Origin of the sequence: Streptomyces seoulensis (genome assembly GCF_022846655.1) — a bacterium.
In the GTDB taxonomy this organism is placed as follows: Bacteria; Actinomycetota; Actinomycetes; order Streptomycetales; family Streptomycetaceae; genus Streptomyces.
In genome coordinates this window covers 1,981,057-2,005,883 of the sequence record NZ_AP025667.1, presented here as the reverse complement: position 1 = coordinate 2,005,883, position 24,827 = coordinate 1,981,057, and the positions used below count along the sequence as shown (strand labels likewise).

The 24,827-nt window shown below is 73.0% G+C and carries 20 protein-coding genes; 14 read left to right on the top strand and 6 right to left on the bottom strand.

Going from position 1 to position 24,827, the window contains the following annotated elements:
• Positions 1 to 59: 59 nt before the first annotated feature.
• A complete protein-coding gene (locus HEK131_RS09185) occupies positions 60 to 674 on the bottom strand; it encodes a TetR/AcrR family transcriptional regulator (protein ID WP_244334340.1) in 615 nt (204 codons plus the stop codon).
• A gap of 165 nt (positions 675 to 839) precedes the next feature.
• Between HEK131_RS09185 and hmgA the strand changes: the two genes are divergently transcribed.
• From hmgA to HEK131_RS09165, 4 genes are all read left to right on the top strand, one after another.
• Complete coding sequence (gene hmgA / locus HEK131_RS09180; protein ID WP_244334339.1) at positions 840 to 2,189, top strand: homogentisate 1,2-dioxygenase; 1,350 nt, start codon at positions 840 to 842, stop codon at positions 2,187 to 2,189.
• A gap of 61 nt (positions 2,190 to 2,250) precedes the next feature.
• Complete coding sequence (locus tag HEK131_RS09175; protein ID WP_217462626.1) at positions 2,251 to 3,000, top strand: GntR family transcriptional regulator; 750 nt, start codon at positions 2,251 to 2,253, stop codon at positions 2,998 to 3,000.
• 43 nt (positions 3,001 to 3,043) lie between these two features.
• Entirely contained in the window at positions 3,044 to 4,192 is a 1,149-nt protein-coding gene (locus tag HEK131_RS09170) for a type ISP restriction/modification enzyme (protein WP_244334338.1), read from the top strand.
• Positions 4,193 to 4,239: 47 nt separating this feature from the next.
• Positions 4,240 to 5,436, top strand: a complete 1,197-nt coding sequence (locus tag HEK131_RS09165) for a CaiB/BaiF CoA transferase family protein (protein ID WP_244334337.1) — start codon at positions 4,240 to 4,242, stop codon at positions 5,434 to 5,436.
• A gap of 93 nt (positions 5,437 to 5,529) precedes the next feature.
• On the opposite strand, the gene HEK131_RS09160 is transcribed toward HEK131_RS09165, so the two are convergent.
• The 3 genes from HEK131_RS09160 to HEK131_RS09150 form a co-directional block, all read right to left on the bottom strand.
• On the bottom strand, positions 5,530 to 5,799 hold the full coding sequence (locus HEK131_RS09160; protein WP_217462628.1) for a hypothetical protein: 270 nt from the start codon (positions 5,797 to 5,799) through the stop codon (positions 5,530 to 5,532).
• Positions 5,800 to 5,927: 128 nt separating this feature from the next.
• Positions 5,928 to 6,749, bottom strand: a complete 822-nt coding sequence (locus HEK131_RS09155; protein WP_217462629.1) for an anti-sigma factor — start codon at positions 6,747 to 6,749, stop codon at positions 5,928 to 5,930.
• The gene (locus HEK131_RS09150) at positions 6,746 to 7,336 is read right to left on the bottom strand and encodes a sigma-70 family RNA polymerase sigma factor (RefSeq protein WP_217462630.1); all 591 of its coding nucleotides are present in this window, start codon (positions 7,334 to 7,336) and stop codon (positions 6,746 to 6,748) included. Before HEK131_RS09150 ends, HEK131_RS09155 begins: the two co-directional genes overlap by 4 nt.
• 157 nt (positions 7,337 to 7,493) lie before the next feature.
• On the opposite strand from HEK131_RS09150, the gene HEK131_RS09145 reads away from it, so the two are divergent.
• From HEK131_RS09145 to HEK131_RS09130, 4 genes are all read left to right on the top strand, one after another.
• The gene (locus HEK131_RS09145) at positions 7,494 to 9,029 is read left to right on the top strand and encodes a DUF4331 domain-containing protein (RefSeq protein WP_217462631.1); all 1,536 of its coding nucleotides are present in this window, start codon (positions 7,494 to 7,496) and stop codon (positions 9,027 to 9,029) included.
• 100 nt (positions 9,030 to 9,129) lie between these two features.
• A complete protein-coding gene (locus HEK131_RS09140) occupies positions 9,130 to 10,554 on the top strand; it encodes a tetratricopeptide repeat protein (protein ID WP_244334336.1) in 1,425 nt (474 codons plus the stop codon).
• The gene (locus tag HEK131_RS09135; protein WP_244334335.1) at positions 10,551 to 12,323 is read left to right on the top strand and encodes a nickel transporter; all 1,773 of its coding nucleotides are present in this window, start codon (positions 10,551 to 10,553) and stop codon (positions 12,321 to 12,323) included. Before HEK131_RS09140 ends, HEK131_RS09135 begins: the two co-directional genes overlap by 4 nt.
• A 44-nt stretch (positions 12,324 to 12,367) precedes the next feature.
• Positions 12,368 to 13,903, top strand: coding sequence for a serine/threonine-protein kinase (locus HEK131_RS09130; protein ID WP_244334334.1), 1,536 nt, complete (start codon positions 12,368 to 12,370; stop codon positions 13,901 to 13,903).
• Positions 13,904 to 14,039: 136 nt separating this feature from the next.
• Here the strand turns inward: HEK131_RS09130 and HEK131_RS09125 are convergent, their stop codons facing one another.
• Complete coding sequence (locus HEK131_RS09125; RefSeq protein ID WP_217465460.1) at positions 14,040 to 14,834, bottom strand: SGNH/GDSL hydrolase family protein; 795 nt, start codon at positions 14,832 to 14,834, stop codon at positions 14,040 to 14,042.
• 310 nt (positions 14,835 to 15,144) lie between these two features.
• On the opposite strand from HEK131_RS09125, the gene HEK131_RS09120 reads away from it, so the two are divergent.
• The 5 genes from HEK131_RS09120 to HEK131_RS09100 all read left to right on the top strand — a co-directional run bounded on the left by HEK131_RS09120 (position 15,145) and on the right by HEK131_RS09100 (position 22,156).
• Positions 15,145 to 15,591: a hypothetical protein gene (locus HEK131_RS09120; RefSeq protein ID WP_347881850.1), complete on the top strand. Its 447-nt coding sequence runs from the start codon at positions 15,145 to 15,147 to the stop codon at positions 15,589 to 15,591.
• A 374-nt stretch (positions 15,592 to 15,965) separates the two neighbouring features.
• Positions 15,966 to 16,784, top strand: coding sequence for a glycosyltransferase family 2 protein (locus HEK131_RS09115; RefSeq protein WP_217465459.1), 819 nt, complete (start codon positions 15,966 to 15,968; stop codon positions 16,782 to 16,784).
• Positions 16,781 to 17,773: a glycosyltransferase family 2 protein gene (locus HEK131_RS09110; protein ID WP_244334333.1), complete on the top strand. Its 993-nt coding sequence runs from the start codon at positions 16,781 to 16,783 to the stop codon at positions 17,771 to 17,773. Before HEK131_RS09115 ends, HEK131_RS09110 begins: the two co-directional genes overlap by 4 nt.
• The gene (locus HEK131_RS09105; protein WP_244334332.1) at positions 17,770 to 18,570 is read left to right on the top strand and encodes a polysaccharide deacetylase family protein; all 801 of its coding nucleotides are present in this window, start codon (positions 17,770 to 17,772) and stop codon (positions 18,568 to 18,570) included. The genes HEK131_RS09110 and HEK131_RS09105 overlap by 4 nt, the downstream gene beginning before the upstream one ends.
• Positions 18,563 to 22,156: a lipopolysaccharide biosynthesis protein gene (locus tag HEK131_RS09100; RefSeq protein WP_244334331.1), complete on the top strand. Its 3,594-nt coding sequence runs from the start codon at positions 18,563 to 18,565 to the stop codon at positions 22,154 to 22,156. The genes HEK131_RS09105 and HEK131_RS09100 overlap by 8 nt, the downstream gene beginning before the upstream one ends.
• Positions 22,157 to 22,169: 13 nt before the next feature.
• Here the strand turns inward: HEK131_RS09100 and HEK131_RS09095 are convergent, their stop codons facing one another.
• Positions 22,170 to 23,585: a GH39 family glycosyl hydrolase gene (locus tag HEK131_RS09095; protein ID WP_244334330.1), complete on the bottom strand. Its 1,416-nt coding sequence runs from the start codon at positions 23,583 to 23,585 to the stop codon at positions 22,170 to 22,172.
• Positions 23,586 to 23,695: 110 nt separating this feature from the next.
• On the opposite strand from HEK131_RS09095, the gene HEK131_RS09090 reads away from it, so the two are divergent.
• On the top strand, positions 23,696 to 24,805 hold the full coding sequence (locus HEK131_RS09090) for a DUF5925 domain-containing protein (RefSeq protein WP_244334329.1): 1,110 nt from the start codon (positions 23,696 to 23,698) through the stop codon (positions 24,803 to 24,805).
• Positions 24,806 to 24,827: the final 22 nt, after the last annotated feature.

Below are 24,827 nucleotides of genomic sequence, written 5' to 3'. Positions count from 1 at the left end.
TGCCGGCCCAGGCGAGCATACCGACCGGTAGGCATGGTGGGGAGCCCTGTGCGGTCGGTTCAGTCCAGAACGCGGCCCAGGTAGGCCCGCAGGAGTTCCCGCGTCTCGTGGATGATCGCCGGGTCCCCGTCCGGGTCACCGCGGAAGGCGAGCTGGATGAGGGTGTCCGCGCTCTCCACGGCGACCAGGAGGACGCGGCGCAGGTCTTCGTCGGGGGTGCGGCCCAGGTAGCCGGCGATGAGTTCGGTGAGCCGGTCCGCCACGCGGGTGTTGGGCGCCGCGCTCCGGGTGCCGACCGGTATCTGGTTGCCGAAGTCCACCAGGGCGAAGCCGGGGGCGGTGCGTTTCATGCCGAGGTACTCGTCCAGGACGACGTCCATCGCGGCCCGCCAGTCGCCGGGCGGCGCCTCGCTCAGCCGTACGGTGACGTGCTCGGCGTAGTGGCGCAGGTTGCGCTGGGCGAGGGCGTCGGCCATCTGCCGCTTGTTGCCGAAGAAGCGGTACACCGAGCCGATGGGCACCGCCGCGCGCTCGGCGACCGCGCGGGTGGTCAGGGCGTCGTAGCCGACCTCGTCCAGGAGGGCGGCGCAGGCGTCGAGGATTCTGGTCAGCCGTTCGGCGCTGCGCTGCTGTACGGGGACGCGGCGGAGCGTTGTCACATGGGGCACGGCCACATGATGCCTCCCCACATGGGGCTGGTGAAGGGCGGGGAGCCGCCGCCGCTCCCCCGGGCGGCTGGTTCTCGCGCTCCCCTCGGGTGAAGGGCGGGCCGGCCTCTTGCGCACACCCCTCCGCATTCCTACGGTGCTGCATAGGAATCAGGACGCAAGGGAGCGATCATGACCGATGGGGGTACCTCCCGCGCGAGCGGGTTCGAGCGTGGGGGAGCGCGGAAGACTGCCGAAGGGCTGGCGTACCTGACCGGCTTCGGCAACGAACACGCCTCGGAGGCGGTGCCCGGCGCCCTGCCCGAGGGCCGCAACTCACCGCAGCGCGCGCCGCTCGGCCTGTACGCGGAGCAGTTGAGCGGTACGGCCTTCACCGAGCCCCGCGCGCACAACCGCCGCTCCTGGCTGTACCGCGTCCGCCCCTCGGCCGCGCACCCCGCCTTCACCCGCACCGCCAACGGCGCGATCCGCACGGCCCCCTTCACCGAGACCGTGCCCGACCCCAACCGGCTGCGCTGGAGCCCGCTGCCCGAGCCGCTGCCGGGCACGGACTTCCTGGCGGGCCTGTGGACGCTGGGCGGTAACGGCGACGCGACCCAGCGCAGCGGCATGGCCGTGCATCTCTATCACGCCAATTCCTCGATGGAGCGGGTCTTCTCGGACGCCGACGGCGAGCTGCTCATCGTGCCGGAGCGGGGCGGGCTGCTGCTCCACACCGAGTTCGGGCGGCTGCATGTGGAGCCCTCACACGTGGCTCTGATCCCCCGTGGGGTCCGCTTCCGTGTGGAGCTGCTGGACGACTCGGCGCGGGGCTATGTGTGCGAGAACTATGGGGCGCCCTTCCGGCTGCCCGACCTCGGCCCCATCGGCGCCAACGGCCTCGCCAACCCGCGCGACTTCCGGGCGCCCGTCGCCGCGTACGAGGACGTCGAGGGCCCGGTGGAGGTGGTCAACAAGTTCTGCGGCAACCTCTGGACGGCCACCTACGACCACTCCCCGCTCGATGTGGTCGCCTGGCACGGCAACTATGTGCCGTACAGCTATGACCTGCGCCGGTTCAACGTGATCGGCACCATCTCCTACGACCACCCGGACCCGTCCATCTTCACCGTCCTGACCTCCCCCTCGGACACACCGGGCCTGGCGGGTGCCGACTTCGTGGTCTTCGCACCGCGCTGGCTGGTCGGCGAGGACACCTTCCGGCCGCCGTACTTCCACCGGAACGTGATGAGCGAGTACATGGGCCTCGTCGAGGGCGCCTACGACGCCAAGGCGGAGGGGTTCGTGCCGGGCGGCGGCTCGCTGCACAACATGATGTCGGCGCACGGCCCGGACCGGGAGACCTTCGACCGGGCGAGCGCGGCCGAACTGCGCCCGCAGCGGATCGACGACGGGCTCGCGTTCATGTTCGAGACCCGCTGGCCGCTGACGCTCACCCCGCACGCGGCCCGCGCGGACCACCTCCAGCAGGGCTACGACGACGTGTGGCGCGGACTCGAGCCGCATTTCCGTACGGCGTGACAACTGCGATGTGTGACAGGTCCGTTGCGCCGGACGAACCACCACGGGTACGGATAGCCGCGTGACCTCTTTCGCCCCGGACTCGATCGTCCTGAACCGCAAGCTGCCGCTCTGGTACCAGGTGTCGCAGTCGCTGCGCGCCTCCATCCTGGGCCGCTCCCCCGAGGACCCGCTGCGGCTGCCCACCGAGGAGCGGCTGGCGGAGCACTACGGGGTGAGCGTGCTGACGATGCGGCAGGCGCTGAAGGAGCTGGAGGACGAGGGGCTGATCAGCAGGCACCGGCGGCGCGGCACGTTCATCGAGCCGGGCGTGCGGCGCGGGGCGCCGGTGCGGCTGCTGGGCTCGGTGGACGCGATCGTGGCCCAGCAGTCCGGGATGACGGCCGAACTGCTCGACCACGCGCGGGTGCCCGTGCCGCCCCTGCTGGCCGAGCACTTCCCGGACCTGACGGAGGTGGCGGTCTACCACCGGCTGCGCGGGGACGCGAAGACGGGCGAGCCGACCAACCACGCCGTCAACCACGTGCGCCCCGAGCTGGCCGACCGGATCGACCCTGCGGACCTGGCCCGCTGGCCGATGACGAAGGTGCTGCGGGACGTCGTGGGCGCCGACATCAGCCGGATCACGGACACGGTGGAGGCCCGGCTCGCCGACCCGGAGACCGCCCGGCTGCTGCGCGTACCGCTGCTGAGCCCGATCCTGCACTACACGGGGGTCACCTACGACTCGGCGGGCCACGTGCTGGACGTGGCCGTCATCCACTACCGGGGTGACCGGTTCTCCTTCACCGTCACCCTGGAGGCCACCTGAGCCGCACCCCGTTCCCGTACTCCGTCCGGGCCGAGGCCGTAGCATGCCGGGCGTGACGAACGAGGACGCACCGCCCCTGGCGGACCTCATGCCGTGGTCCGTCGCACCGCTGCGGCTCGGCCGCGCCTGGCCGACGGCACCCGACCCGGCGTCCCTGAAGGCCCGCTGGACGGCCCTGCTGGCGGCCGAGGGGCCGGAGCGGGAGACCCTGTTCGAGCCGACCCGGTCGCGTGATGCCAGGTCGGCGGTACCCCAGTTGCCCGGACGGCGTACCGGCACGGAGCGGCTGGCCCGGGCCTCGGGGCCGTGTCCGGAGCCGGTACGGGTGCTCGCGGCGCCCTTCGACGAGCGGTGGCTGATCCCGGACCACCGGCTGATCGACACCGCCCGCCCGGAGCTGTGGCGGGTGGCGGACGACCGGCAGGTGTTCGTGGTCGAGACGGGCGCCGGGGAGCAACCCCTGCTGGCGACCTCGCTCCTGCCGACCCTCGCGGCGAGACGCGTCCGCCCGCTGTACCGGCGTCCCGGCGGCGCCGAACCCAACCTGGCGCCCGGCCTGTCGGAGCGGCTGGCCGTGCGGCTCGGCTCCCGGCCCGCCGAGGCGGACGTGCTGGCGTGGATCCTGGCCGCCGTCCGCGCCGACCGGACCGTCCCGCTCACCGGGGACCCCGAGGTGTGGGCGCGGGGCGTGGCGGCGGGCCGGCGCGCGCTGTGGCTGATGCGCCGGGACGGGGAGCGCCCCAAGCTGCCCGGCGGCAGGCGCCCGTACGTCCGCGCGCCGCTGCCCCCGTACCCGCGCACCCTGCGCTACGACCCGGACGAGGAGGCACTCCACCTGGACGAGGGCCGCGTCTCCCCCGTCCCGCGCGCGGCCTGGGAGCACGAGGTGGCCGGGGTGCGCACGCTGGAGTCCTGGTTCGCGGCGCGCACGACGCCCGGCACCCCCGGCACCCTGGCCGCGATCGGCCCTGCGGTCTGGCCCCAGAGCTGGACCTCGGAGCTGCTGGAGCTGATCACGGTGCTGTCGCTTCTGACGGAGCCCGCGGCCGACCTGGACCTGGTTCCCGACCCGGTCACCGCAACCTCCCTCCGTGCGGCCGGAGTTCTCCCGCCCGCACCCCGCACGCGCCGCCCCGCCTCGGTCCTGGACCACCAGGAGGAGGGCCCGGAGGGACAGTTCGCCCTGCTCTAGGGCGGTGACTGGTGACAGCGGGGGCCTGCCGGGAGATCATCGCGGGCATGGATCTGCTGCCGCCGCCCCTGGAGGGCGTCACCGTCGTCGCCGTCGAACAGGCCGTGTCCGCGCCCTTCGCCACCCGCCAACTGGCCGATCTGGGCGCCCGGGTGATCAAGGTGGAGCGGGTCGACGGCGGTGACTTCGCGCGCGGTTACGACACCGCCGCCGAGGGCCTCGCCTCGCACTTCGTGTGGTGCAACCGGGGCAAGGAGTCCATCGCGCTGGACCTGAAGGACCCGCGCGGCCTGGACGTCGTACGGCGGCTGATCGCGGACGCGGACGTGTTCGTGCAGAACCTCGCGCACGGCGCGGCGGCCCGGCTGGGCCTGGACGCGGCCACCCTGTGCGCGGCGGACCCGAGGCTGATCGCCGTGGACATCTCGGGCTACGGCGGCTCGGGCCCGTACGCCGACAAGCGGGCGTACGACATGCTCGTGCAGTGCGAGGCCGGGCTGGTCTCGGTCACGGGCACGCCCGAGCGGCCGGTGAAGGCGGGCATCCCGGCGGCGGACATCGCGGCGGCCATGTACGCCTTCTCCGGGGTACTGGCCGCACTGGTGCGGCGCGGCACGACCGGGCGGGGCGGGCCGGTGGAGGTGTCGATGCTGGAGGCGCTGGCCGAGTGGATGGGGCATCCGCTGCACCACACGATGCACGGGGGCGAGGCCCCGGCGCGCACCGGCCTCGCGCACGCCGTGATCGTGCCCTACGACGCCTACCCGACGGCGGACGGCGGGCGGGTGCTGCTGTCGGTGCAGAACGACCGCGAGTGGCGCCGGCTGGCGGAACAGGTACTGGACAAGCCGGAGTTGGCGCACGACCCGGCGTACGCCACCAACGTGGCACGGGTGGCCGGGCGGGAGCGGACCGACGCCTTGGTCGCGGGGGCGCTGGGCGGGCTGGGGACGGACGAGGCGCTGGCGCGACTGGAGACGGCGGGGATCGCGTGTGCGCGGATCAGGGATCTGTCCGAGCTGGCGGAGCATCCGCAACTGGCGGCGCGCGAGCGGTGGCGGCGGGTGGGCTCGCCGGTGGGACCGCTGCGCGCGCTGTTGCCGCCCATCACTCTGCCGGGCGGCGAGGAGGTGCGGCCGGGGGACGTACCCGCGCTCGGCCGGCACACCGACGCGCTGCTCCGTGCCGTGGGGATGACGGACGACGAGATCGCGGCTCTGCGCCGGGACGGTGTGGCGGCCTGAGCGCGGGCTACGCGCGGACCTGCGGGTGACGCCGGTTCACTCGGGGCCGGGCCGGAACCGGGCGGGACTCGGGAGAAGTCCGCTCGGTGCGGCTCAGTGGCTGCCGAAGAGGGACCGGCGCAGCCGGCGCAGGGGCGCGAAGAGGGAGACCCGGCTGACGCGAGCACGCCGGTCGCTGCGCTGACGCACGGTGTCCCGCGCGGTCAGTTCACGCATCAGCGACGTCGCCTCGACCGTCTCCCGCTGCGGTATGGCGGGTCCGCCCAGCACCGCGAGGTGGCGGTCCAGACGCCTGCTGGTCGACCCGCTTCCGCAGGTGATCGCAGGAACCCTGGCCCTGCTGCGCACTGTTATCTGCTCCATGTCACTCCCCACCCGTACGAATCCACCCGGCCCACGGGCAGAGTAACCCTATCGTCCCTATAGGGCATGCGTGTATCTAGGCCACGGGATTCACCTTCCCCACAAGGAGGTTGATCATCCCTATTTGACTACTCTCCGAATCCGACTGATTTCAGGGTGAGTTGGACAACGGGCTGGCCAGTGGGGTGCGTCGAGCCGCCGTTCGGCTCGACGGTCACGGCGAGTGACGTGGCGGACTTGTCGAGGCCCTTCGCGACCAAGGGCGTGTCGCGGCCGAGAAGCCCGAGGGAGCGGGGTTGTGCGCCGGGGCGCGTGAGCCAGAGCTGATGCACCCGGCCACCGGAAGGGGTGGCGTACCCGCTGAGGGTGACGACGGCTCGGCCCTCCGACGGGGAGGCGATCACCGCGAGCGCGCGGCCCCGCGCGTCCGTCCCGGCCGTGGCGCGGGCGTCGGGAGCGGCGAGAACGTGGGCGATGTCACGCGACCGCGCCCGCTCGGCGGCGAGCCGGTCCTCGGTGCGCTGGGCCTGGACCGCGAAGAGCGAGGCGACGACCAGCGCGGCCGCGGCGGTCACGGTGGCGAACGGCGCGAACAGCGGGCGCCGCCCCGCACGCCGGCCACGGGCGGGCGGCGGCTGGACTCCCCAGACGTGCGGGGGGAGTTGGGCCGCTCGCTCCCGTCCGGCGGGCCGGGGTGCCGGCTCCTGGGGTGTGGTGCGCACGGCGGCCAGCACACGGTCGCGCAGGGCGGCCGGGGCCGGGGCGGCGGTGGACCAGGCCAGCCGGACGGCGTCCTCGGACAGTTCGCGGACCTCGGCCGTGCAGCGGCCGCAGCCCGCGAGGTGCTTCTCGAAGCGGCGCCGCTCGCCGGGTTCCAGGGCGTTCAGAGCGTAGGGAGCGGCCAGCGAATGCGGGTCCTCGCGGCGCGTCAGCCGGGCGAAGAGACTCACGCGGCACCTCCCAGGCAGCCGCGCAGCCGGGTGAGGCCGTCACGCATACGGGTCTTGACGGTGCCGAGCGGCAGGGACAGCCGTTCGGCGACCTCGCGGTAGGTGTAGCCGTCGTAGTAGGCGAGAGTGACGGACTGGCGTTGCAGGTCGGTCAGCCGTCTCAGACAGCGGCGCACCCACTCGCGTTCGAGTCCGGCCTCCACCTCCTCGGTGACATGGTCGAAGGCGGGTTCCCCGGCGCGCAGGGCCTCGCGCTGCTCGCGTTCGCCGGCCGCGCGGGCGCTGCGCACCCGGTCGACGGCACGGCGGTGGGCGAGGGTGAGTATCCAGGACAGCGCGCTGCCCCGCGCGGGGTCGAACCGGGCGGCGGAGCGCCACAGTTCGAGCAGCACCTCCTGGACGACCTCCTCGGACTGGGCGGGGTCGCGCACGACCCGCCGGACCAGCCCGAACACCGGCCCCGACACCATCGCGTACAACTCCTCGAACGCCTGGTGGTCGCCGCCCGCCACGCGCACCAGCAGCGTCTCGGCCCCCTCACCCCGGCCGCCGTGGCCGCACCCGGCCCTGCCTGTGGCCCCTCGCATCCGCACGAACGCACACCTCCGGCGGTTGATACGGATCGGCGGGCCGAAAACGCGGGTCGGGAACGGGAAAAAGAAAGTTCCTCTCCGGCCAATCCGCAGCGGCCGGTCGCTCCGTATATCCGTCCGTCAAGGCAAGTCGCACCCAAGGACGGACGGCATGACTCTCTTCGCCAGAAGCGGCACGGCACGCAAGGGGCTGGTCCCGCTCATCTGCGGCGCGCTGGCCGCCGGTGGGCTCGCGGCCGCCGGTGTCGCCACGCTGGAGCCGGGGGTGGCCGCCGCCTCCTCCCACCGGGAAGCCCCGCTGATCTCGGGCACCCCGCAGTACGACAACACCGACCTGTACGCCTTCGTCAGCCCCGACAAGCCGGACACGACGACGATCGTGGCCGACTGGATACCGTTCGAGGAGCCGGCGGGCGGTCCGAACTTCTACACCTTCGCGGACGACGCGCAGTACGACCTCCACATCGACAGCGACGGCGACGCCCGGGACGACCTCCTCTTCCGCTACACGTTCAGGACGAAGACGAAGAACGGGAAGACGTTCCTCTACAACACCGGCCCCGTCACCAGCCTGGACGACCCCGACCTCAACATCACCCAGACCTACGACCTCGAACTGGTCCGCCTGAAGGGCGGCCACGCGATGTCCCGGACCAAGGTGGCGGACGACGTGCCGGTGGCGCCGTCCAACGTGGGCAAGGCGTCCATGCCGGACTACGGCAAGCTCCGGTCGCAGGCCGTGTACAAGACGGCGGGCGGCGCGGCGACCTTCGCGGGGCAGGCGGACGACCCGTTCTTCCTGGACCTGCGCGTCTTCGACCTGCTGTACGGCGGCAACCTCAGTGAGGTCGGCCGGGACACCCTCAAGGGCTACAACGTCAACACGATCGCCCTCCAGGTCCCCAACGACCTGATCCGCCAGTCGGCGGACCAGCCGGTCGTCGGCATCTGGTCCACCACCCAGCGCCGCAACGCGCAGGGCTACTACAGCCAGGTCTCGCGCCTCGGCAACCCGCTGGTCAACGAGGTCGTCAACCCGCAGGCGGACAAGGACCGGTTCAACGCCTCCCAGCCCTCGCACGACGCCCAGTTCCTGAAGAACGTCACCAACCCCGAGCTGCCGAAGCTCATCGAGGGCATCTACAAGATCGACGCCCCCGCCGAGCCCCGCAACGACCTGGTCGACGTCTTCCTCAAGGGTGTCAAGGGGCTCAACCAGCCCCCGAACGTGCGCCCTTCGGAGCAACTGCGGCTGAACACCTCGATCAAGCCGACCATGCACCCCAAGCGGCTCGGCGTGCTGGACGGTGACAACGCGGGCTTCCCCAACGGGCGGCGGCTCACCGACGACGTGATCGACGAGGCCCTTCAGGTGGTCGAGGGCGAACTCCTCGGCGCCAAGAACGACCTGGGCGACGCGGTGGACGCGAACGACAAGAAGTTCGAGAAGTCCTTCCCCTACGTGGCCCAGCCCACGGAGGGTTCGCGCGGCGCGCTGGCCAAGGGCACGACCGCGGGCGCCGATGTGAAGAGCCAGCTCGGTGACGCGCTGAGCCCGGCCTCCGCGACGGGCGGCACGGACAACACGGTGCTCGTCGCCGGCTCGGCGGCCGCGGGCGCGGCCGGCATCCTGCTGATCGGCACCGTCGTCGCCTGGTGGCGTCGCCGGATGCAGCGCGCGTACTGACCCCTCCCCCCCCCAGACGACCGGCACGGCCCGTACCCCTTCCCCCACGGCGGGCCGCGCCGGTCCTTCCGGAACACCATCAGGCGAGCTAGGAGAGGGCATGGGCCCGCGTAGGAATGACGCCCCGGACACGAGCGGTGGCGAGGCGGCCGGCGGAGCGCCGGCCGGGACCGGCGAGAACGCGCCCGCGGGCGCGGGTCGGCGCCGGACGTTCCGGCGGGTGTGCTCCGCCGCCCTGCTGGCCGTCGCGCTGACCGGCGGCGCGGTCGCGTTCGGGGCGGCGCGGGACGACGGGCGGGCGGCTCCGGCCGCCGCCTCCGCCGCCGCCGTGGACCCCGGCGCGCTGGCCGGTGGCGACCCGGACGCGGCCGTCACCGCGCTCCAGGCCCATCTCCGCGCGCAGCCGAAGGACCACGACGGCTGGGCCACGCTCGCCCTCGCCTATGTCGAACAGGCACGCACCAAGGGCGACCCGGCCCGGTACCCGCAGGCCGAGGCCGCCCTGAAGCGCTCCCTCGCACTCTCCCCCGGCAACGACGAGGCACTGGCCGGCCGGGCCGCCCTCGCCGCCGCCCGCCACGACTTCAAGGGCGCCCTCGCCGACGCGGACCGGGCGCTGAAGCACAACCCCTACGACGAACGCGCCCTGTGCTCCCGGATCGACGCCCTGGTCGAGCTCGGCCGGTACTCCGAGGCGGAGCGGGCCGCCGACACCGCCGACGCCCGAAAGCCGGGCACCCCCGTCTTCACCCGGTACGCGTACGTGCACGAGCTGCGCGGCGACGTCACCACGGCCCGGCGCGTCCTGCGACAGGCACTGGCCGGCGCCACCTCGCCCGGAGACATCGCCTACGTGGCCACCCAGCTCGGCCAACTCGCCTGGAACCAGGGCGACTACAAGGACGCCCTCACGTACTACGCGCGCGCCCTCGCGGCCGACGACACCTACCTCCCCGCGCTGGAGGGCCGGGCCCGCGCCCAGGCGGCGAGCGGTCGGCGGGCCGCCGCCGTCGAGGGACTGGAGGCCGTGGTCGCCCGCGCCCCGCTGCCCGGCCCGCTGGTCGCGCTCGGCGAGCTGTACGAGGCCCGAGGCGCGGCCGGTGACCAGGCGAAGGCGCGCGCGCAGTACACGCTGGTCCGGGCGTGGATCGCGCTGGCCCGCGCCAACGGGGTCGACGCCGACCTCGACACCGCGCTGGCCGCCGCCGACCACGGCGACAAGGCGGCCGCCCTGCGCGCTGCCCGTGCCGAGTGGGCCCGCAGGCACACGGTCCACACGGCCGACGCCCTCGCCTGGGCGCTGCACGTGAACGGCCACGACGAGGAGGCGCTGCGGCACGCCCGCGAGGCCACCGCCACCGGCTACCGCAACACGTCCTTCCTCTACCACCGGGGCGTCGTCGAACTTGCCACCGGCCACACCAAGGAGGGCCGTGCCTCACTGGCGGCGGCGCTGAAGCTGAACCCCGGCTTCTCCCCGCTGGGTGCCGCCGAGGCCCGCAAGGCACTGGAGGCGGCCAAGTGAAGCTCCGCCGTACTCTCGCCGTCCTCGCCGGTGCCGGTGCCGTCCTGCTCGGCTCGGCCCCGGCGGCGGACGCGCATCCCCTGGGCAACTTCACCGTCAACCGGTACGACGGCCTGGTCGCCGCTCCCGGCCTGCTCCGGGTCACCCATGTCGAGGACCTGGCGGAGATACCGGCGACGCAGGCCAAGCCGGACCTGGAACGGCTCGGCACCGCCGGGTGGGCCGAGCGGCGCTGCGCGGAGGCGGCGCGGGGCAGTGAACTCACCGTGGACGGAAGGCGTGTCACGCTCACCGTCTCCACCGCGCGGGCCACGCTGCGGCCCGGTCAGGCCGGGCTGGACACCCTGCGCCTGGAGTGCGCGGAGTCGGCCCCGCTGCCGAAGGGCGCGACCGTGAGCCTCGGCTTCCGCAGCGCGGGTCTGTCCTCCGGGCCGGGATGGCGGGAGATCACCGCGCGCGGCGACCGTATGACGCTGAGCCGGTCCGACGTGCCGGGGAAGTCCGTCTCGCATGAACTCACCACCTATCCGGCCGACTTGCTGTCCTCCCCCGCGGACACCTCCGCCGCCCGGCTCACGCTCCGGCCCGGCGGGACCGCTCTGACACCGGAACGGGACGCGCCGGGCGCCTCGGTGCTGCCGCGCGGCGCCGACCGCTGGACCCAAGCCCTGAACGACCTGGTCGCCCGGCGTGACCTCACCCTCGGCTTCGCCGCGCTCGCGCTGCTCATCGCGGTGGGCCTCGGCGCGGCCCACGCCCTCGCTCCGGGGCACGGCAAGACCCTGATGGCCGCCGCCGCGGCGGCCCGCGGCGGCCGGGCCAGGCTGCGGGACGTGCTCCCGCTGGCGGCCTCGGTCACCGTCACCCACACCCTCGGCGTGATCGCCCTCGGGCTGCTCGTCACGGCCGGTTCCGCCGCCACGCCCTCGGTGGTCGCCTGGCTGGGCGTGGCCAGCGGCGCCCTGGTCCTCGGCGCGGGGGCCAACCTCCTCCGACGGGCCTGGCGGGCGCGGGCGGCCGAGGCGGCGCATACGCACGAACACGTCCCGTCGTCCGGGGCCGGGCACACCGGGGCGGCGGCGGAGGTGCGGGCGTTGGCGCTGGTGGGCGGGGCCCATGGTGAGGGGGGTGAGGGGGACCATGTGCATACGCACCATGGGGCGGGAGCACATGTGTCGAGCCCACATGGGGACACCGCACATGTCCCGAGCTCACATGGCGACACCCCACACATGGCCAACCACCACCACCCGCACAGCCACTCACACGACGACGACCACACCCACGCACACGGCCAGACCCACGACCACACCCACGCACACACCCAGACCCACGACCACGGTCACGCCCACGACCACCCCCACGCGCACCCCCACACCCTCGTCCACACCCACGGCGGCCACACCCACTCCCACCCCACCGCCCCCACCCTGAGGGGCACGATCCTGCTCGGCTTCGCGGGCGGTCTGGTGCCCAGCCCCTCCGCCGTGGTCGTCCTGGTCGGCGCGGCGGCGCTCGGGCAGGCATGGTTCGGGCTGCTGCTGGTCGTGGCGTACGGCGCCGGACTCGCGCTGACGCTGACGGCGGCCGGCTTCGCCGTGGTCCGGCTGGGCTCGGTGGCCGGACGGCTGCTGGACCGGAACCCGGCGGGCCCCACCCGCCCGGCGGCCGCGCTGCTCCGCCGCACGATCCCGCTGGCGTCGGCGCTGGCCGTGCTCCTGCTGGGCGCCGGATTGATGCTCAAGGGGGTCGCAACCGCCTTCGGCTGAGCTACTTTGTTCAGGAATCGCGCGACTTGCCGTGGGGGGCGCCCGTGTCCGAAGAGCAGGGACGCGATCGGTTGATCGCGGGCCGCTACCGTCTGCTGTCCCCGCTGGGCGAGGGCGGCATGGGCACGGTGTGGCGCGCGTACGACGAGGTGCTGCACCGCGAGGTGGCCGTCAAGGAGGTGCGGGCCCCGGCCGGGCTGCCCGCGCCCGAGGTGGACCGGATGTACGCCCGCCTGGAACGCGAGGCGTGGGCGGCGGCCCGGGTGGCCCACGCCAACGTGGTCACGGTGTACGACGTGGCGATGGAGGGCGGCCGCCCCTGGATCGTGATGGAGCTGGTGCGCGGCCGGTCCCTCGCCGACATGCTGGAGACGTCGGGCCCCCTGTCCGTGCCGGACGCCGCCCGCGTCGGCGCGGAGGTGCTGGACGCGCTGCGCGCCGCGCACGACGTCGGCGTGCTGCACCGCGACGTGAAGCCGGCCAACGTCCTGCTGGCCGACGACGGCCGCGTGGTGCTGACCGACTTCGGGATCGCCTCGGTGGAGGGCAGCTCGGCGCTGACCATGGCCGGAGAGGTGATCGGCTCGCCCGAGTTCCTCTCCCCGGAGCGGGCGTTGGGCCGGACCCCGGGCCCCGAGTCGGACCTGTGGTCCCTGGGCGTGCTGCTGTACGCGGCGGTGGAGGGCGGCTCCCCGTTCCGCCACGACACCCCGATCTCCACCCTGCGCGCGGTGGTGGACGAACCGTTGCCGCCCCCGCACCGGGCGGGCCCGCTGACCCCGGTCGTCGAGGGCCTGCTGCGCAAGGAGCCGGGCGACCGGCTGCCCGCCGAACAGGCCATGCGGGAACTGCGGTTGATCGCGGCCGGGGGCACGTCCACGACCCGGGTGCGGTACGTCCCGCCACCGCCGCCGACCGTCCCGCTCCCGGAGCCGGAGCCCGACCCCGGCCCACCGGTACGCAACCGTCGCGCGGGCGTGGTCCTGGTCGTCGGGGTGCTCGCCCTGGCGCTCGCGCTGGCCGGTCTGACGTACACCCTGCTGAACCGGGACGACGGCGACCGGAACGAGGGCGGGAGCAGTCCGAGCCCGACCCTGACGACGGACGGGCCCCGCTCCCCGAACCCCACGCCGACCAGCCACTCACCGTCCCCGACGAGGAGCAGCGCCTCGCCGAGCAGCGAGCCCGCGCAGTCGGTCCGGGTCGCGCTGACCGGCACTCACACGGAGTACGAGGGGAGTTGCCCGCCGCCGGACACCGGATCCCCGGTGTTCACGGCGACGTTCACCGTGGGCAGGCTGCCCGCGGAGGTGCGCTACCGGTGGAAGCTGCGGCGCGGCTCGTTCGAGGGCGAGGAGTGGCGCACGCTGTCGTTCCCGGAGGGCGGGGAGCGGACGAAGCAGGCGCGGGTGACCGTGCGGACAAAGGACGAGGACGGCACCTCGCGGAACGCGCTCGCCGTGGAGGTGCGCGAGCCGGTGCGGGTCACGTCCGAGGAGGTGCCGTTCTCGGTGACGTGCCGCACGGCGACGGAGACCCCGACGGGCGGGGCCTCCGCTTCAGCCTCGGGCACACCCTGACACGGGGAACCGGCAGGACCGCCCTGGACGTTCGCCTTGCGTTCTCAGCCTTGCGATTTCAGCCTTGCGATTTCACTCGTACGAGTGAGTCCCGGACGGCTCTTCTTGACGGGCTCACCCTCGCGGACCGCGTGGCTCAGGCGGCGTTGGTGAGCACGGGGAGGTAGCCGCCGGACTGTCCGGCCGCGGTCGGGTGGTACGACTCGCCGATGTTGGTCCAGTTGACGCTGTGCAGCCAGGAGTTGCTGGAGCAGATCTCGTGGCCGGTGAAGGTGGTGCGGACGTCGCCGAAGACGAAGCCGTGGGCCTGGGCGCGCTTCTGGATGGCGCTGTTCATGTAGTCGGACGCGCTGTTGATGGCGGAGCGCTTGGTCTCGGAGAGGCCGAGGCAGCTCTGGCCGAGGAGGTAGAAGCGCGGGTAGCCGATGACCACCACGCGGGCGGAGGGGGACCTGGCCGTGATCGCGTTGTACACGGCGTCGAGCTTGCCGGGCAGCGTGGAGTCGATGTAGGCGCGGGCGGTGTTGATCCGGGACAGACAGGTGCTGTCGGACTGGATGACACAGGTGGTCATGACGTCGGCGAAGCCGGCGTCGTTGCCGCCGATGGTGATGGACACCAGGCCGGTCGAGGAGTTGAGCGAGCCGAGCTGCCCCGCGAGGACGTCGTCGGTGCGGGCGCCCGAGCAGGCGTTGAAGGCGAACGAGGACGGGCCGTGCGCGGCGTTCCACAGGTAGGGGTACGCCTTGGTGCTGCGGTCGCAGTCGCCGCTGGAGCTGATGTAGCTGCCCGATCCGACCCCGGAGGAGTAGGAGTCGCCGAGCGCCACGTAGCCGCCGGTGGCGGCCTGCGAGGGAGCGGCACCGGCGAAGGTGAGGCCGGTGGCGAGGAGGAGTGAAGTCACGTATGCCGCAATTCGGGTACGTCTCATGGAACCTCCCTTTAGCAGGATCTCTGCCACAACTTTGGTACCAGCTACGCGCGTTGACGGGAAGTGTCCATGCCAAAACAATTTCGCCCTCAACCACGCGTCGACAGGATCAGCCCCGGACCCTCACCGTCCCGCATATTGCGGGTACGCCTCCGATCTGTTGACGACCCGCCACATAGCACATGACGTAGGCCGGTTCGGGCAGATTTCCCCAGAAGGGGTATGCGGGGAGGGGTCGTCTTGACGGCCTCGGAGCGGCTGAGCCACATTGAAGCCCGGCATCCGGCGCGTCGGGGGGCAAAGTCGGCCCATGCGGTCCTCAACTGGCAACAGAACCACGGCAGATGGTGAAGGCAGAGAGCGGGCGGGACCGGGGAGGGACCTGTCACCGCTGCTCGCCGGAGCCGCGACCGGCATCGCCGCGTGCGGCGCGCTGCTCGCGCTCATGGACTCCGGCTCACCGCTGCGCGGACCGTGCGCGCTCTTCTTCCTGCTCGCCGCACCCGCCCTGGCGATCGCCGTGGCGCTGCGCGGGCTGGACCCCTTCGGCCGGCTCGCCACCGCGCTCGCGGGCGCGGTCGCGCTCGACATGCTGGTCGCCCAGGCCATGCTGACCGTGCACCGCTGGTCGGTGACCGGCGGGATCACCGCCGTGGCCGTGCTCAGCCTGCTGCTCCTCCTGGCCACCCGCGTACGGCGGCGGGCGCCTTCACGGGAACGACCTCCGGAAGGAGTAAAACAGGCCAAAGTTCCGTAACGGCCAAACCAACTGAATCGTGAGACCACGTCCAGGTCTTGCCATTCTGCTTCTATCGTCAATACCGTCGTACATCTCACCCAGATCGGTCCGTCGCCACATGGTTCAGGGGAGGGCTCGGAGCCGTGACGTACCGGGGTGAGGCGCGGTAGGGGGGTGCCGTGCTCGGTGGCCGTACCAGGTGACCGAGCCGTGCCGCGCGACCGGATGTCCTCGGTCTCTTCGGGGGCCCGGTCAGCTTTGCCAGCTCGTCTTCCCGGCGCGGAGAGTCGTTCCGCCGTGCCGCGACCAGGGACGAGAACCCCCCTTTCGAACCGGACACACAACCGGGCCGCCCGGGGGCGGGCGGTCCACCGGACGAGAGGGACACAGTCATGAGTTCTGTTCTGCGCACGCCGGGTCCGGACCGGGAGCCGCTGCTCGCGGCCCACTACCGGCCCATCTCCTCACATCTGGCGATCACTCCGCCGGTGAGCGTGGTGATCCCCGCCATGAACGAGGCGGAGAACCTGCCGTACGTGTTCAAGACGCTGCCGGACTGGATCCACGAAGTGGTCCTGGTCGACGGCGACTCCACCGACGACACCGTGGACGTGGCCCGTTCGCTGTGGCCGGACGTGAAGGTCGTCGCACAGCGCGGCAAGGGCAAGGGGGACGCCCTGATCAGCGGGTTCGAGGCGGCTTCCGGCGACATCATCGTGATGGTCGACGCGGACGGCTCGGCCGACGGCAACGAGATCGTCTCCTACGTCTCCGCGCTGGTCTCCGGCGCCGACTTCGCCAAGGGCTCCCGCTTCGCCAACGGCGGCGGCACCGACGACATGACCTTCATCCGCAAGCTCGGCAACTGGGCGCTGTGCACGGTCGTCAACCGCAAGTTCGGCGCCCGCTACACCGACCTCTGCTACGGCTACAACGCCTTCTGGCGGCACTGCCTGGACAAGATCGACCTGGACTGCACCGGCTTCGAGGTCGAGACCCTGATGAACATCAGAGTGGTCAAGGCCGGGCTGAAGGTGCAGGAGATCCCCAGCCACGAGTACCTCCGCATCCACGGCACCAGCAACCTGCGCGCCGTGCGGGACGGTCTGCGGGTGCTCAGGGTCATCCTCCAGGAGCGCTCCAACCGCCGTGCGCTGCGCCGGGGTCGCCGCTCGCCGCTGGCGGACTCCCGTCGAGGAGCGGCGTCTTGACCGCTCCGGACATCTCCGTGGTGATCTGCGTGTACACCGAGGACCGCTGGGAGGACATCCTCGCGGCGGTCGCCTCGGTGCGCGCCCAGTCCCACCCGGCGCTGGAGACGCTCCTCGTCGTGGACCACAACGCCGCCCTGCTGGACCGGCTGGCCCACGAGTACAAGGAGCCGGCGGCGGAAGGGCCGGTCCGGGTGCTCGCCAACGCGGGTCCCCGCGGCCTGTCCGCGGGCCGCAACACCGGGGTCGCCGCCTCCCGCGGCGAGGTGATCGCCTTCCTCGACGACGACGCCGTGGCCGAGCGGGACTGGCTGCGCCGCTTCGCCGAGGGGTACGCCGACCCGCGCGTGCTGGCGGTCGGCGGCCGGACGGAACCCGTGTGGGCGTCGGGTCGGCGGCCGGCCTGGTTCCCGGAGGAGTTCGACTGGGTGGTGGGCTGTACGTACCGGGGCCTGCCGCCCGGCCGGGTCCGGGTCCGCAACGTGCTGGGCGGCAACGCCTCCTTCCGGCGTACCGCGTTCGCGGCGGCGGGCGGTTTCGCCACCGGTATCGGCCGCGACGGGGACCGCCGCCCGCTGGGCTGCGAGGAGACGGAGCTGTGCATCCGGCTCACCCGGGCCCGGCCCGACGCCGTGCTCCTCATCGACGACCGCGCGGTGATCCACCACCGGGTGCCCGAGGCCCGCGAGCGCTTCGCCTACTTCCGCACCCGCGCCTACGCCGAGGGCCTGTCCAAGGCGCTGGTGGCGCGGAGTGTGGGTGCGGCGAAGGGGCTGGAGTCCGAACGCCGTTACACCACACGGGTGTTGCCCGCCGGGATCGCGCGTGGTCTGCGCGACGCCCTGCTCGCCCGGCCGGGCGGCGCGGGACGTGCGGGCGCCATCGTCGCGGGCGTGCTCACCGCGGCCGGCGGCTATGTGGTCGGCAGTGTGCGCGCCCGGCGCGGCGGGGCCCGGTTCGCGGTGCCCCCGGTGGAGGTGGGCGGATGACCGGGCCGGCCGTACCGATCCTCATGTACCACGCGGTGGCGGCCGCACCCAACGACGCCACCCGTGCCCTTTCGGTCGCCCCGGAGGCGTTCGCCGAGCAGATGGCGCTGATCGGCGAGCTGGGCCTGACCCCGCTCACCACCGCGGGGCTCGCGGCCCACTGGCGCTACCGGCGCCCGCTGCCCGCCCGGCCGGTGCTGATCACCTTCGACGACGGCTACGAGGGCGTCCACCGGCACGCCCTCCCGGTGCTCGCCGAACACGGCTTCGCAGCCACCCTGTTCGCCTCCACCGGCTGGATCAGGGGCCCGCACGACACCGGAGGCGGCCTGGACGCCATGCTCGACTGGGCCCAGGTGCGCGAACTCGCGGACAACGGGGTCGAGATCGGCGGCCACAGCCACAGCCACCCCCAGCTCGACCAACTGGACGACGCCGCGCTCGACGCCGAGCTGGAGCACAGCACCGCCATCCTCACCGACGAACTGGGCACGCGCCCGGAGTCCTTCGCCTATCCCTACGGCTACTCCAGCCGCCGGGTGCGCCGAGCCGTGCGGGAGGCGGGGTACACCCAGGCGCTCGCGGTGGGCAACGCGCTGGCCCGGCGCGGGCAGGGTCCGTACGCGCTGCGCCGGGTCACCGTGCGACGGAGCACGGGTGCGGCGGAGTTCGAGCGGCTGCTCCAGGGCCGTTCCGTCACACGGGACTTCGCCCGGGACCGGGCTCTGACCAAGGGATACGCACTCGTGCGAAGAGCACGCCAGGTCTGCCGGAAGGCCATCCGCTCCCGTGTCTGACACGACCACCGCCCAAGAGGCCGCCCCGGCCGTGTCTACGCCGGGGCGCCGCCCGCGACTGCCCGTGCTGGGGCGCGCGTTCGGCGGCAACCCGTTGTTCCGCAACGCCTACGCGCTGATGCTGAACACCGGAATCTCCGCCGTCCTCGGTCTCGGCTTCTGGCTGGCGGCGGCGCGCTACTACTCCGAGTCGGCGGTCGGGCAGGGCTCGGCCGCCATCGCCGCGATGAAGCTCCTCGCCGGGCTGACCGCGGTGACCCTGACCGGCGCCCTGGCTCGCTTCATCCCGGTCGCCGGCCGCTCGACCGCCCGGCTCATCTTCCGCACGTACGCCGGGTCTTCGCTGGTGGTGGCGGTGGCGGCGGGGGTGTTCCTGCTGACGCTGCACGTGTGGGGGCCGTCGTACCGGTTCCTGCACGGGCCGGTGAGCGGGCTCGGCTTCGTCGCGGCCGTGGTGGCCTGGAACGTGCTCACCCTCCAGGACGGGGTGCTGACCGGGCTGCGCAGCGCGCCCTGGGTGCCGGTGGGCAACACCGTCTTCTCGGCGGTGAAGCTGGGGCTGCTGGTGGCCTTCGCGGTGGCGATCCCGGCCGCCGGTGTCTTCGTGTCCTGGGTCGCGGCCATCGCCACCTCGGTGATCCCGCTGGGCTGGCTGGTGTTCCGGCGGCTGGTGCCCCGGCACACGGCGGCGACCGAGGGGCGCACCCGCCCGCCGACGCTGCGGGAGATCGGCCGGTTCCTCGCCGGCGACTACACCGGCTCGCTGTTCTCCCTCGGGGTGGTCTACCTCGTCCCGGTGATCATCGCCTCGCAGGTCAGCGCCGAGGACAACGCGTACTTCTACATCACCACCACCATCGGCGGCACGACCAACCTGCTCGCCATCAACATGGGCGCCTCGCTGACCGTGGAGGGTTCGCACGACCCGGCGCGGCTGGCCGCCAACACCCGGGCGGCGCTGAAGCGGATGGCCCGGATCATGCTGCCGGTCGCGGGCGTGCTGTTCGTCGGCGCCCCGTGGATCCTGGGCGTGTTCGGCGCGGGGTACGCGGACGCGGCGACCCCGCTGCTGCGCTGGTTCGCGGTCGGCGCGGTGCTGCGGGTGGTGATGGAGACCTATTTCGCGGTGCTCCGGGCGCAGAGCCGGACCGCCGGACTCGCCTGGCTGCAGGGGCTGTTGTGCGTGCTGGTGCTGGGTCTGACCCTGCTGCTCCTGCCCCGGATGGGGCTGGCCGGCGCGGGGGTCGCGGAGATCTCCAGCCTGGCGGTGATCGTGGCCGTCGCGGCGCCGCGCCTGTGGCAGGTCATTCGGCCCGGCCCGGTGACCGCGGCCCCGGACGGCGACCTCGCCGACCTCGGCCCGCGCGAGGCGACCCGGGTACGCACCACCCGGCGGACGCCCTCCTGGGCGGTGCTCCCGGAGACGGACAAGGAGACAGGAGAAGTGGACTCGGTGGACGCACCCTCCGAAGTGGCGCCGCCGGAACAGGGACGGGCACCGGCGACGAGGGGGGAAAGCCCCTCGCCCGCGGGGAGGGTGGAAAGCCCCGCTCCCCCGCGCCTCCGCTCCCTGGCACCCACCCGCACCGGTGTCGTCCTCGGCTGTCTCCTCGTCGCGGCGCTGATGCTCTACTGGGTGCCCGCGCTGCGGCTGACCGACGCCGACCTGGACCGGATGGGCGGCCTCGGCCTGGTCTCCGTGCTGCCGCTGCCGACGCTGGTGGGTGCGGCGCTGCTGGTCACGGTCTTCGCCGCGCTGCTGTGGACGCGCCGGGAACACCGGGCGCTGCTGCTGCTCACCCTGGTGGCGACCGTGGTGTCGCTGCACGCGCTGCCCGCCGCCATCGAGAGCGCGCCGAGGTTCCCCACGGCCTGGCAGCACCTCGGGTTCCTCGACCACATCGACCGCACGGGGTCGACGGTGCCCGATCTGGACGCCCGCTGGAGCTGGCCGGGCTTCTTCGCGGTGATCGCGTTCGCCGCGAAGGCGTGCGGGGTCTCCGACTTCACCGAGGTGATCCGCTGGTGGCCGACGGCCATCCAACTCGCCTATCTCGCACCGATGTTCCTGCTGACCCGGTCACTGCGTGCGAGCTGGCGGGCCCGGTGGACCGGGGTGTGGCTGTTCGCCCTGAGCGGCTGGGTCGGCCAGGACTACTTCTCCCCGCAGGGCTTCACCTATCTGCTGTACCTGGTGTTCGTGGCGGTCCTGCTGGTGTGGTTCCGGGCCCCGCACATGATCTGGACCCGGTTCCGGCCCGGTGAGGCCGAGGTGGAGCCCACCGACCGGCGCCAACGGGTCGTCCTGCTACTGGTGTTGATCGGCCTGTTCCTGGCCTGCGTCCCGGCCCACCAGCTCACCCCGTTCGTGATGCTCGGGGTGCTCACGGCCCTGGTGCTGCTCGGCCGGTGCGAACTGCGGGGCCTGCCGCTGCTGTTCGCGGTGGTGGTGGCGGTGTGGGTCGGCTTCATGGCGGAGCCGTACTGGTCGGGGCACTTCGACGAGCTGTTCGGCGGGCTCGGCGGCGTCGGCGGCAATGTGTCGACCTCGGTCTCCGGTCGTATCGAGGGCGGGAGTTCGACGCACAAGCTGGTGCTCTACGCCCGTGTGCTGCTGGCCGGCTCGGTGCTGGCGCTGGCCTGCTGGGGCTGGTGGCGGCGGCGCGGACACGGCTACCGCGAACGCTCCCTGCTGGTGCTGGCGTTCGTGCCGTTCCTGGGCTTCGGCATGCAGTCGTACGGCGGCGAGATGGCGCTGCGCGTCTTCATGTTCGCACTGCCGGGCGCGGCCCTGCTGGGCGCGCTCGCCCTGTTCCCGCGTACCGGGGCGAGTGCGAAGGAGCGGGGGCGGGACCGGGTGAGCCTGGCCGCTCCGGCCGCGCTGCTCGCGGGGCTGCTGCTGATCGGCGGTTTCCTGGTGGCCCGCTGGGGCAACGAACCGTTCGAGCGGACCCGGACCGGCGAGGTCGCGGCGATGGACTGGGTGTACGCCCACGACGAGCCGACCGTACGGCTGCTGTGGCTGACCACGGACACGGTGAACGACGTGACTCCGGCCCTGCCCTGGGGGGCGCGGGACATGGAGCGGGTGACCTATGTGCCGACGCTCGCACCGACCGACCCGGTGCTGGTGTCCGGGCTGGTCAAGGCGCTCAAGGACGCGGGCCCGAACTCGTATCTGATCGTCAACGAGAGTCAGGTCCGCTATCTGGAGCTGGACGCGGGCTATCCGGCGGTGTGGGAGTCCCGGCTGACCCGCACGCTGGACACCCGTGCGGAGCTGTCCAAGGTCCTGGTGAACGACGACGCGACCGTGTACGCGCTGCGCGGGGGCACGTCGGCGCCGGTTCCGGCGCCGGACCCCGGTCCGATCGGGCCGCGGATCACCTGGACGCCCTGGTCGGTGGTGGGCGCGCTGGCCGCGGGTGTGCTGATCCTGCTGCTGGCCGCGCGCGAGGTGGTGCGGGTGGCGGTCCGGCCGAGTGTCGGGGGGCTGCGCCGACTGCAGGGCGGTTTCTGGTTCGCACTGCCGCTGCTCGCGGTGGTGCTGGCCTCGCTGGTGCAGCGGTTCCTGACGATGAGCTGAGGGGCGGGGCGGCTCAGCGGTCGAGCCACTTCACCTCGTAGCCGCGCAAGGAGAACCGCCGGCCGTCGACACGTGTGCTGACCTGCCGGTCCCGGGTGTTCACCACCAGCACGGTGTCGCGGCTCGCCAGGACACGGAGGTCGGGCCGGTCGTCGGCGGCGACGGACACCTTCTCGTACCGGGTGCCGGGCGGGAACGCCTTGCCGAAGCGGGAGACGAGGCCGTACATGGGCAGCTCCCGCCCGCCGTCCGTGTCGCCGGTCGGGGTCCACAGGCAGCCGGGGCAGCCGGGGCCGCTCTTCTTCTCCGGGTTCCAGTAGAAGCCGGACTCGGCGCCGCCCTCGGCCATGGCGATCAGTCCGGTGGCGTGCACGGCGATCCGGCGTTCCTCGGACCAGCCCTGGCGGCGGTCCTGGGCGTCGGCGGGCTCCACGTAGTACTCGGCCCACCACAGCGGGAGGCCACCGGTGCGGCTGCGCACCCACTCGCCGACGGCCGTGAACTTGGCGGTGGCGGCGAACGCGTCCGGCAGCAGTTCGTCGTCGTTGGTGTAGCTGGAGCCGTCGACCACCACGAAGTCGGCGCCGGCCTTGTGGGCGTTCCAGTAGTCGAAGGAGTCCAGCACCCGCTGGTCCATGGCGCCCCAGGGGCCGCGGACCCGGTCGGAGGCGTCGGAGGCGCGCGGGTCGACACTGTCCATGGGCAGGTAGGGCCCGCCGACGAGGTTGTCCGGGTCGGCCTTCTTCAGCGCCCGGTACACGAGGTTGTACAGCTCGGTGTAGCCCTCGTGGTCCCAGCGGCCCTTCGACTCGTTCCAGAAGCCCTTGAACTCGTTCCACACGACGAAGTGGCGCACGTCCGGGTAGCGGCGGGCGACGGTGCCGGCCAGGTCGGCGAAGTCCTGGTAGTGCTCCGGGTCGGGCGCCCGCTCCAGCGAGTCCTGGCTCCAGTCGGTGGTGTTGACGCCCTCCCGGCCGCCCTTCATCCAGTCCGGGGCGCAGCACAGGGTGATGACAGGGGTGCCGCCGGAGGCGCGGATGAAGTCGATACGGCGGTCCAGGGCGCCGAAGTCGTAGCGCCCCTTCACCGGTTCGGGGTTGTCTGCGCCCCAGCCCATGACGGCCTGGTCCTGCGGGAGCCCGCCGTCGCCCTTCAGCCGCCGTGCGACCCGGTCGCTTCCGGTGCCCTGGTCGGCGCTGTACTGGGTGTGGGTGAAGCCCCAGCCGACGGAGGGGCGGAGGGGGCCGGACGGAGCGGCGGGCGTGCCGTGCACCTTGTCGCCCTCGCGGGAGGTGCCGTGTATGTCGGCGCCGCGTCCGGGGAGTGTGTTCAGCAGGGTCACCAGCAGGGCGAGGGCGGTCGCGCCCACGCCGAGCAGGGCGGTGATCCGCCACCTCCGGGCCCCCGTGTACCACCGATGACGTCCCATCAGCTCCACAGTAACGGCGGAATCCCGGCGTCGGGCGCGAGTTGGGAACACCTGGGGACAAGCGGCGGAATTGCCGTGCGCGCGGTGCGCCGGTGCCCGATCATGGCGGCATGTCCCTGAACCCGCACGACGCTCTGCCGATCCGGTTGAACGTCGACGACTCCGACTCGCCCTCCGACGTCGTCGACGCGCTGTTCCTGGGCCGTTTCGCCACGGGTGAGCAGCCGTTCGCGCAGGCGGCCAACATCGACCGGGTCCGCTCCGAGGCGACCCTGCTGCCCGAGGGTGCCCGCGTGCTGCGGGTGGCCCGTGACGAGGACCGCAGCGCCACGCTCGCGGAGGGCGACGGCTGGACCCTGCTGGTCTCCCGCTGGAACCGGGGCGCGGACGTCACGGTGACGGCGACCACGGCCGAGCTCGCCGAGGAGGTCCTCGGCCGGGCCACCGACGGCGCGGCCGACGAGCCCGCCCCGCAGCCGGACGACGTCACGATGGGGTTCTGGTACGTCTCGCCCCGGCGTGGCCCGCACCGCACCACCCGCCAGATCGCGGCCGGCACCTGGGAGGAGGTGCGGGCCAACTACACGGGGCCGGTGGCCCAGGCGATGGACCGCCTGATGAAGACGACGCCGGAGGACATCGCGGGCCGGCTCCTGCTGCTGCACGGCCCGCCGGGCACCGGCAAGACCTCCGCGCTGCGCACGCTGGCCCGGTCCTGGCGCGAGTGGTGCCAGGTGGACTGCGTGCTGGACCCGGAGCGGCTCTTCTCCGACGTGGGCTATCTGATGGACATCGCCATCGGCGAGGAGGACGGCACGGGCAAGGGCCGCTGGCGGCTGCTCCTGCTGGAGGACTGCGACGAGCTGATCAGGGGCGAGGCCCGGCACACCGCGGGCCAGGCGCTGTCCCGGCTGCTGAATCTGACCGACGGGCTGCTCGGCCAGGGCCGCAACGTCCTGGTGGGCGTCACCACCAACGAGGACCTGGAGCGGCTGCACCCGGCCGTGGTCCGGCCCGGCCGCTGCCTGGCGCGGATCGAGGTGGGCCCGCTGACCCGGCCGGAGGCGGTGACCTGGCTCGGCGACCAGGCCGCGGAGCACGGGAGCGAGCTGGGCCGGGAGGGGGCGACGCTGGCCGAGCTGTACGCGCTGCGCCGGGGCACGGCCCCCACCTCGGTGCCGGGCGCGCGGGACGGCACGGACGCGGGGCTCTACCTCTAGCGGCGCGGGCCCGCACGCCGGG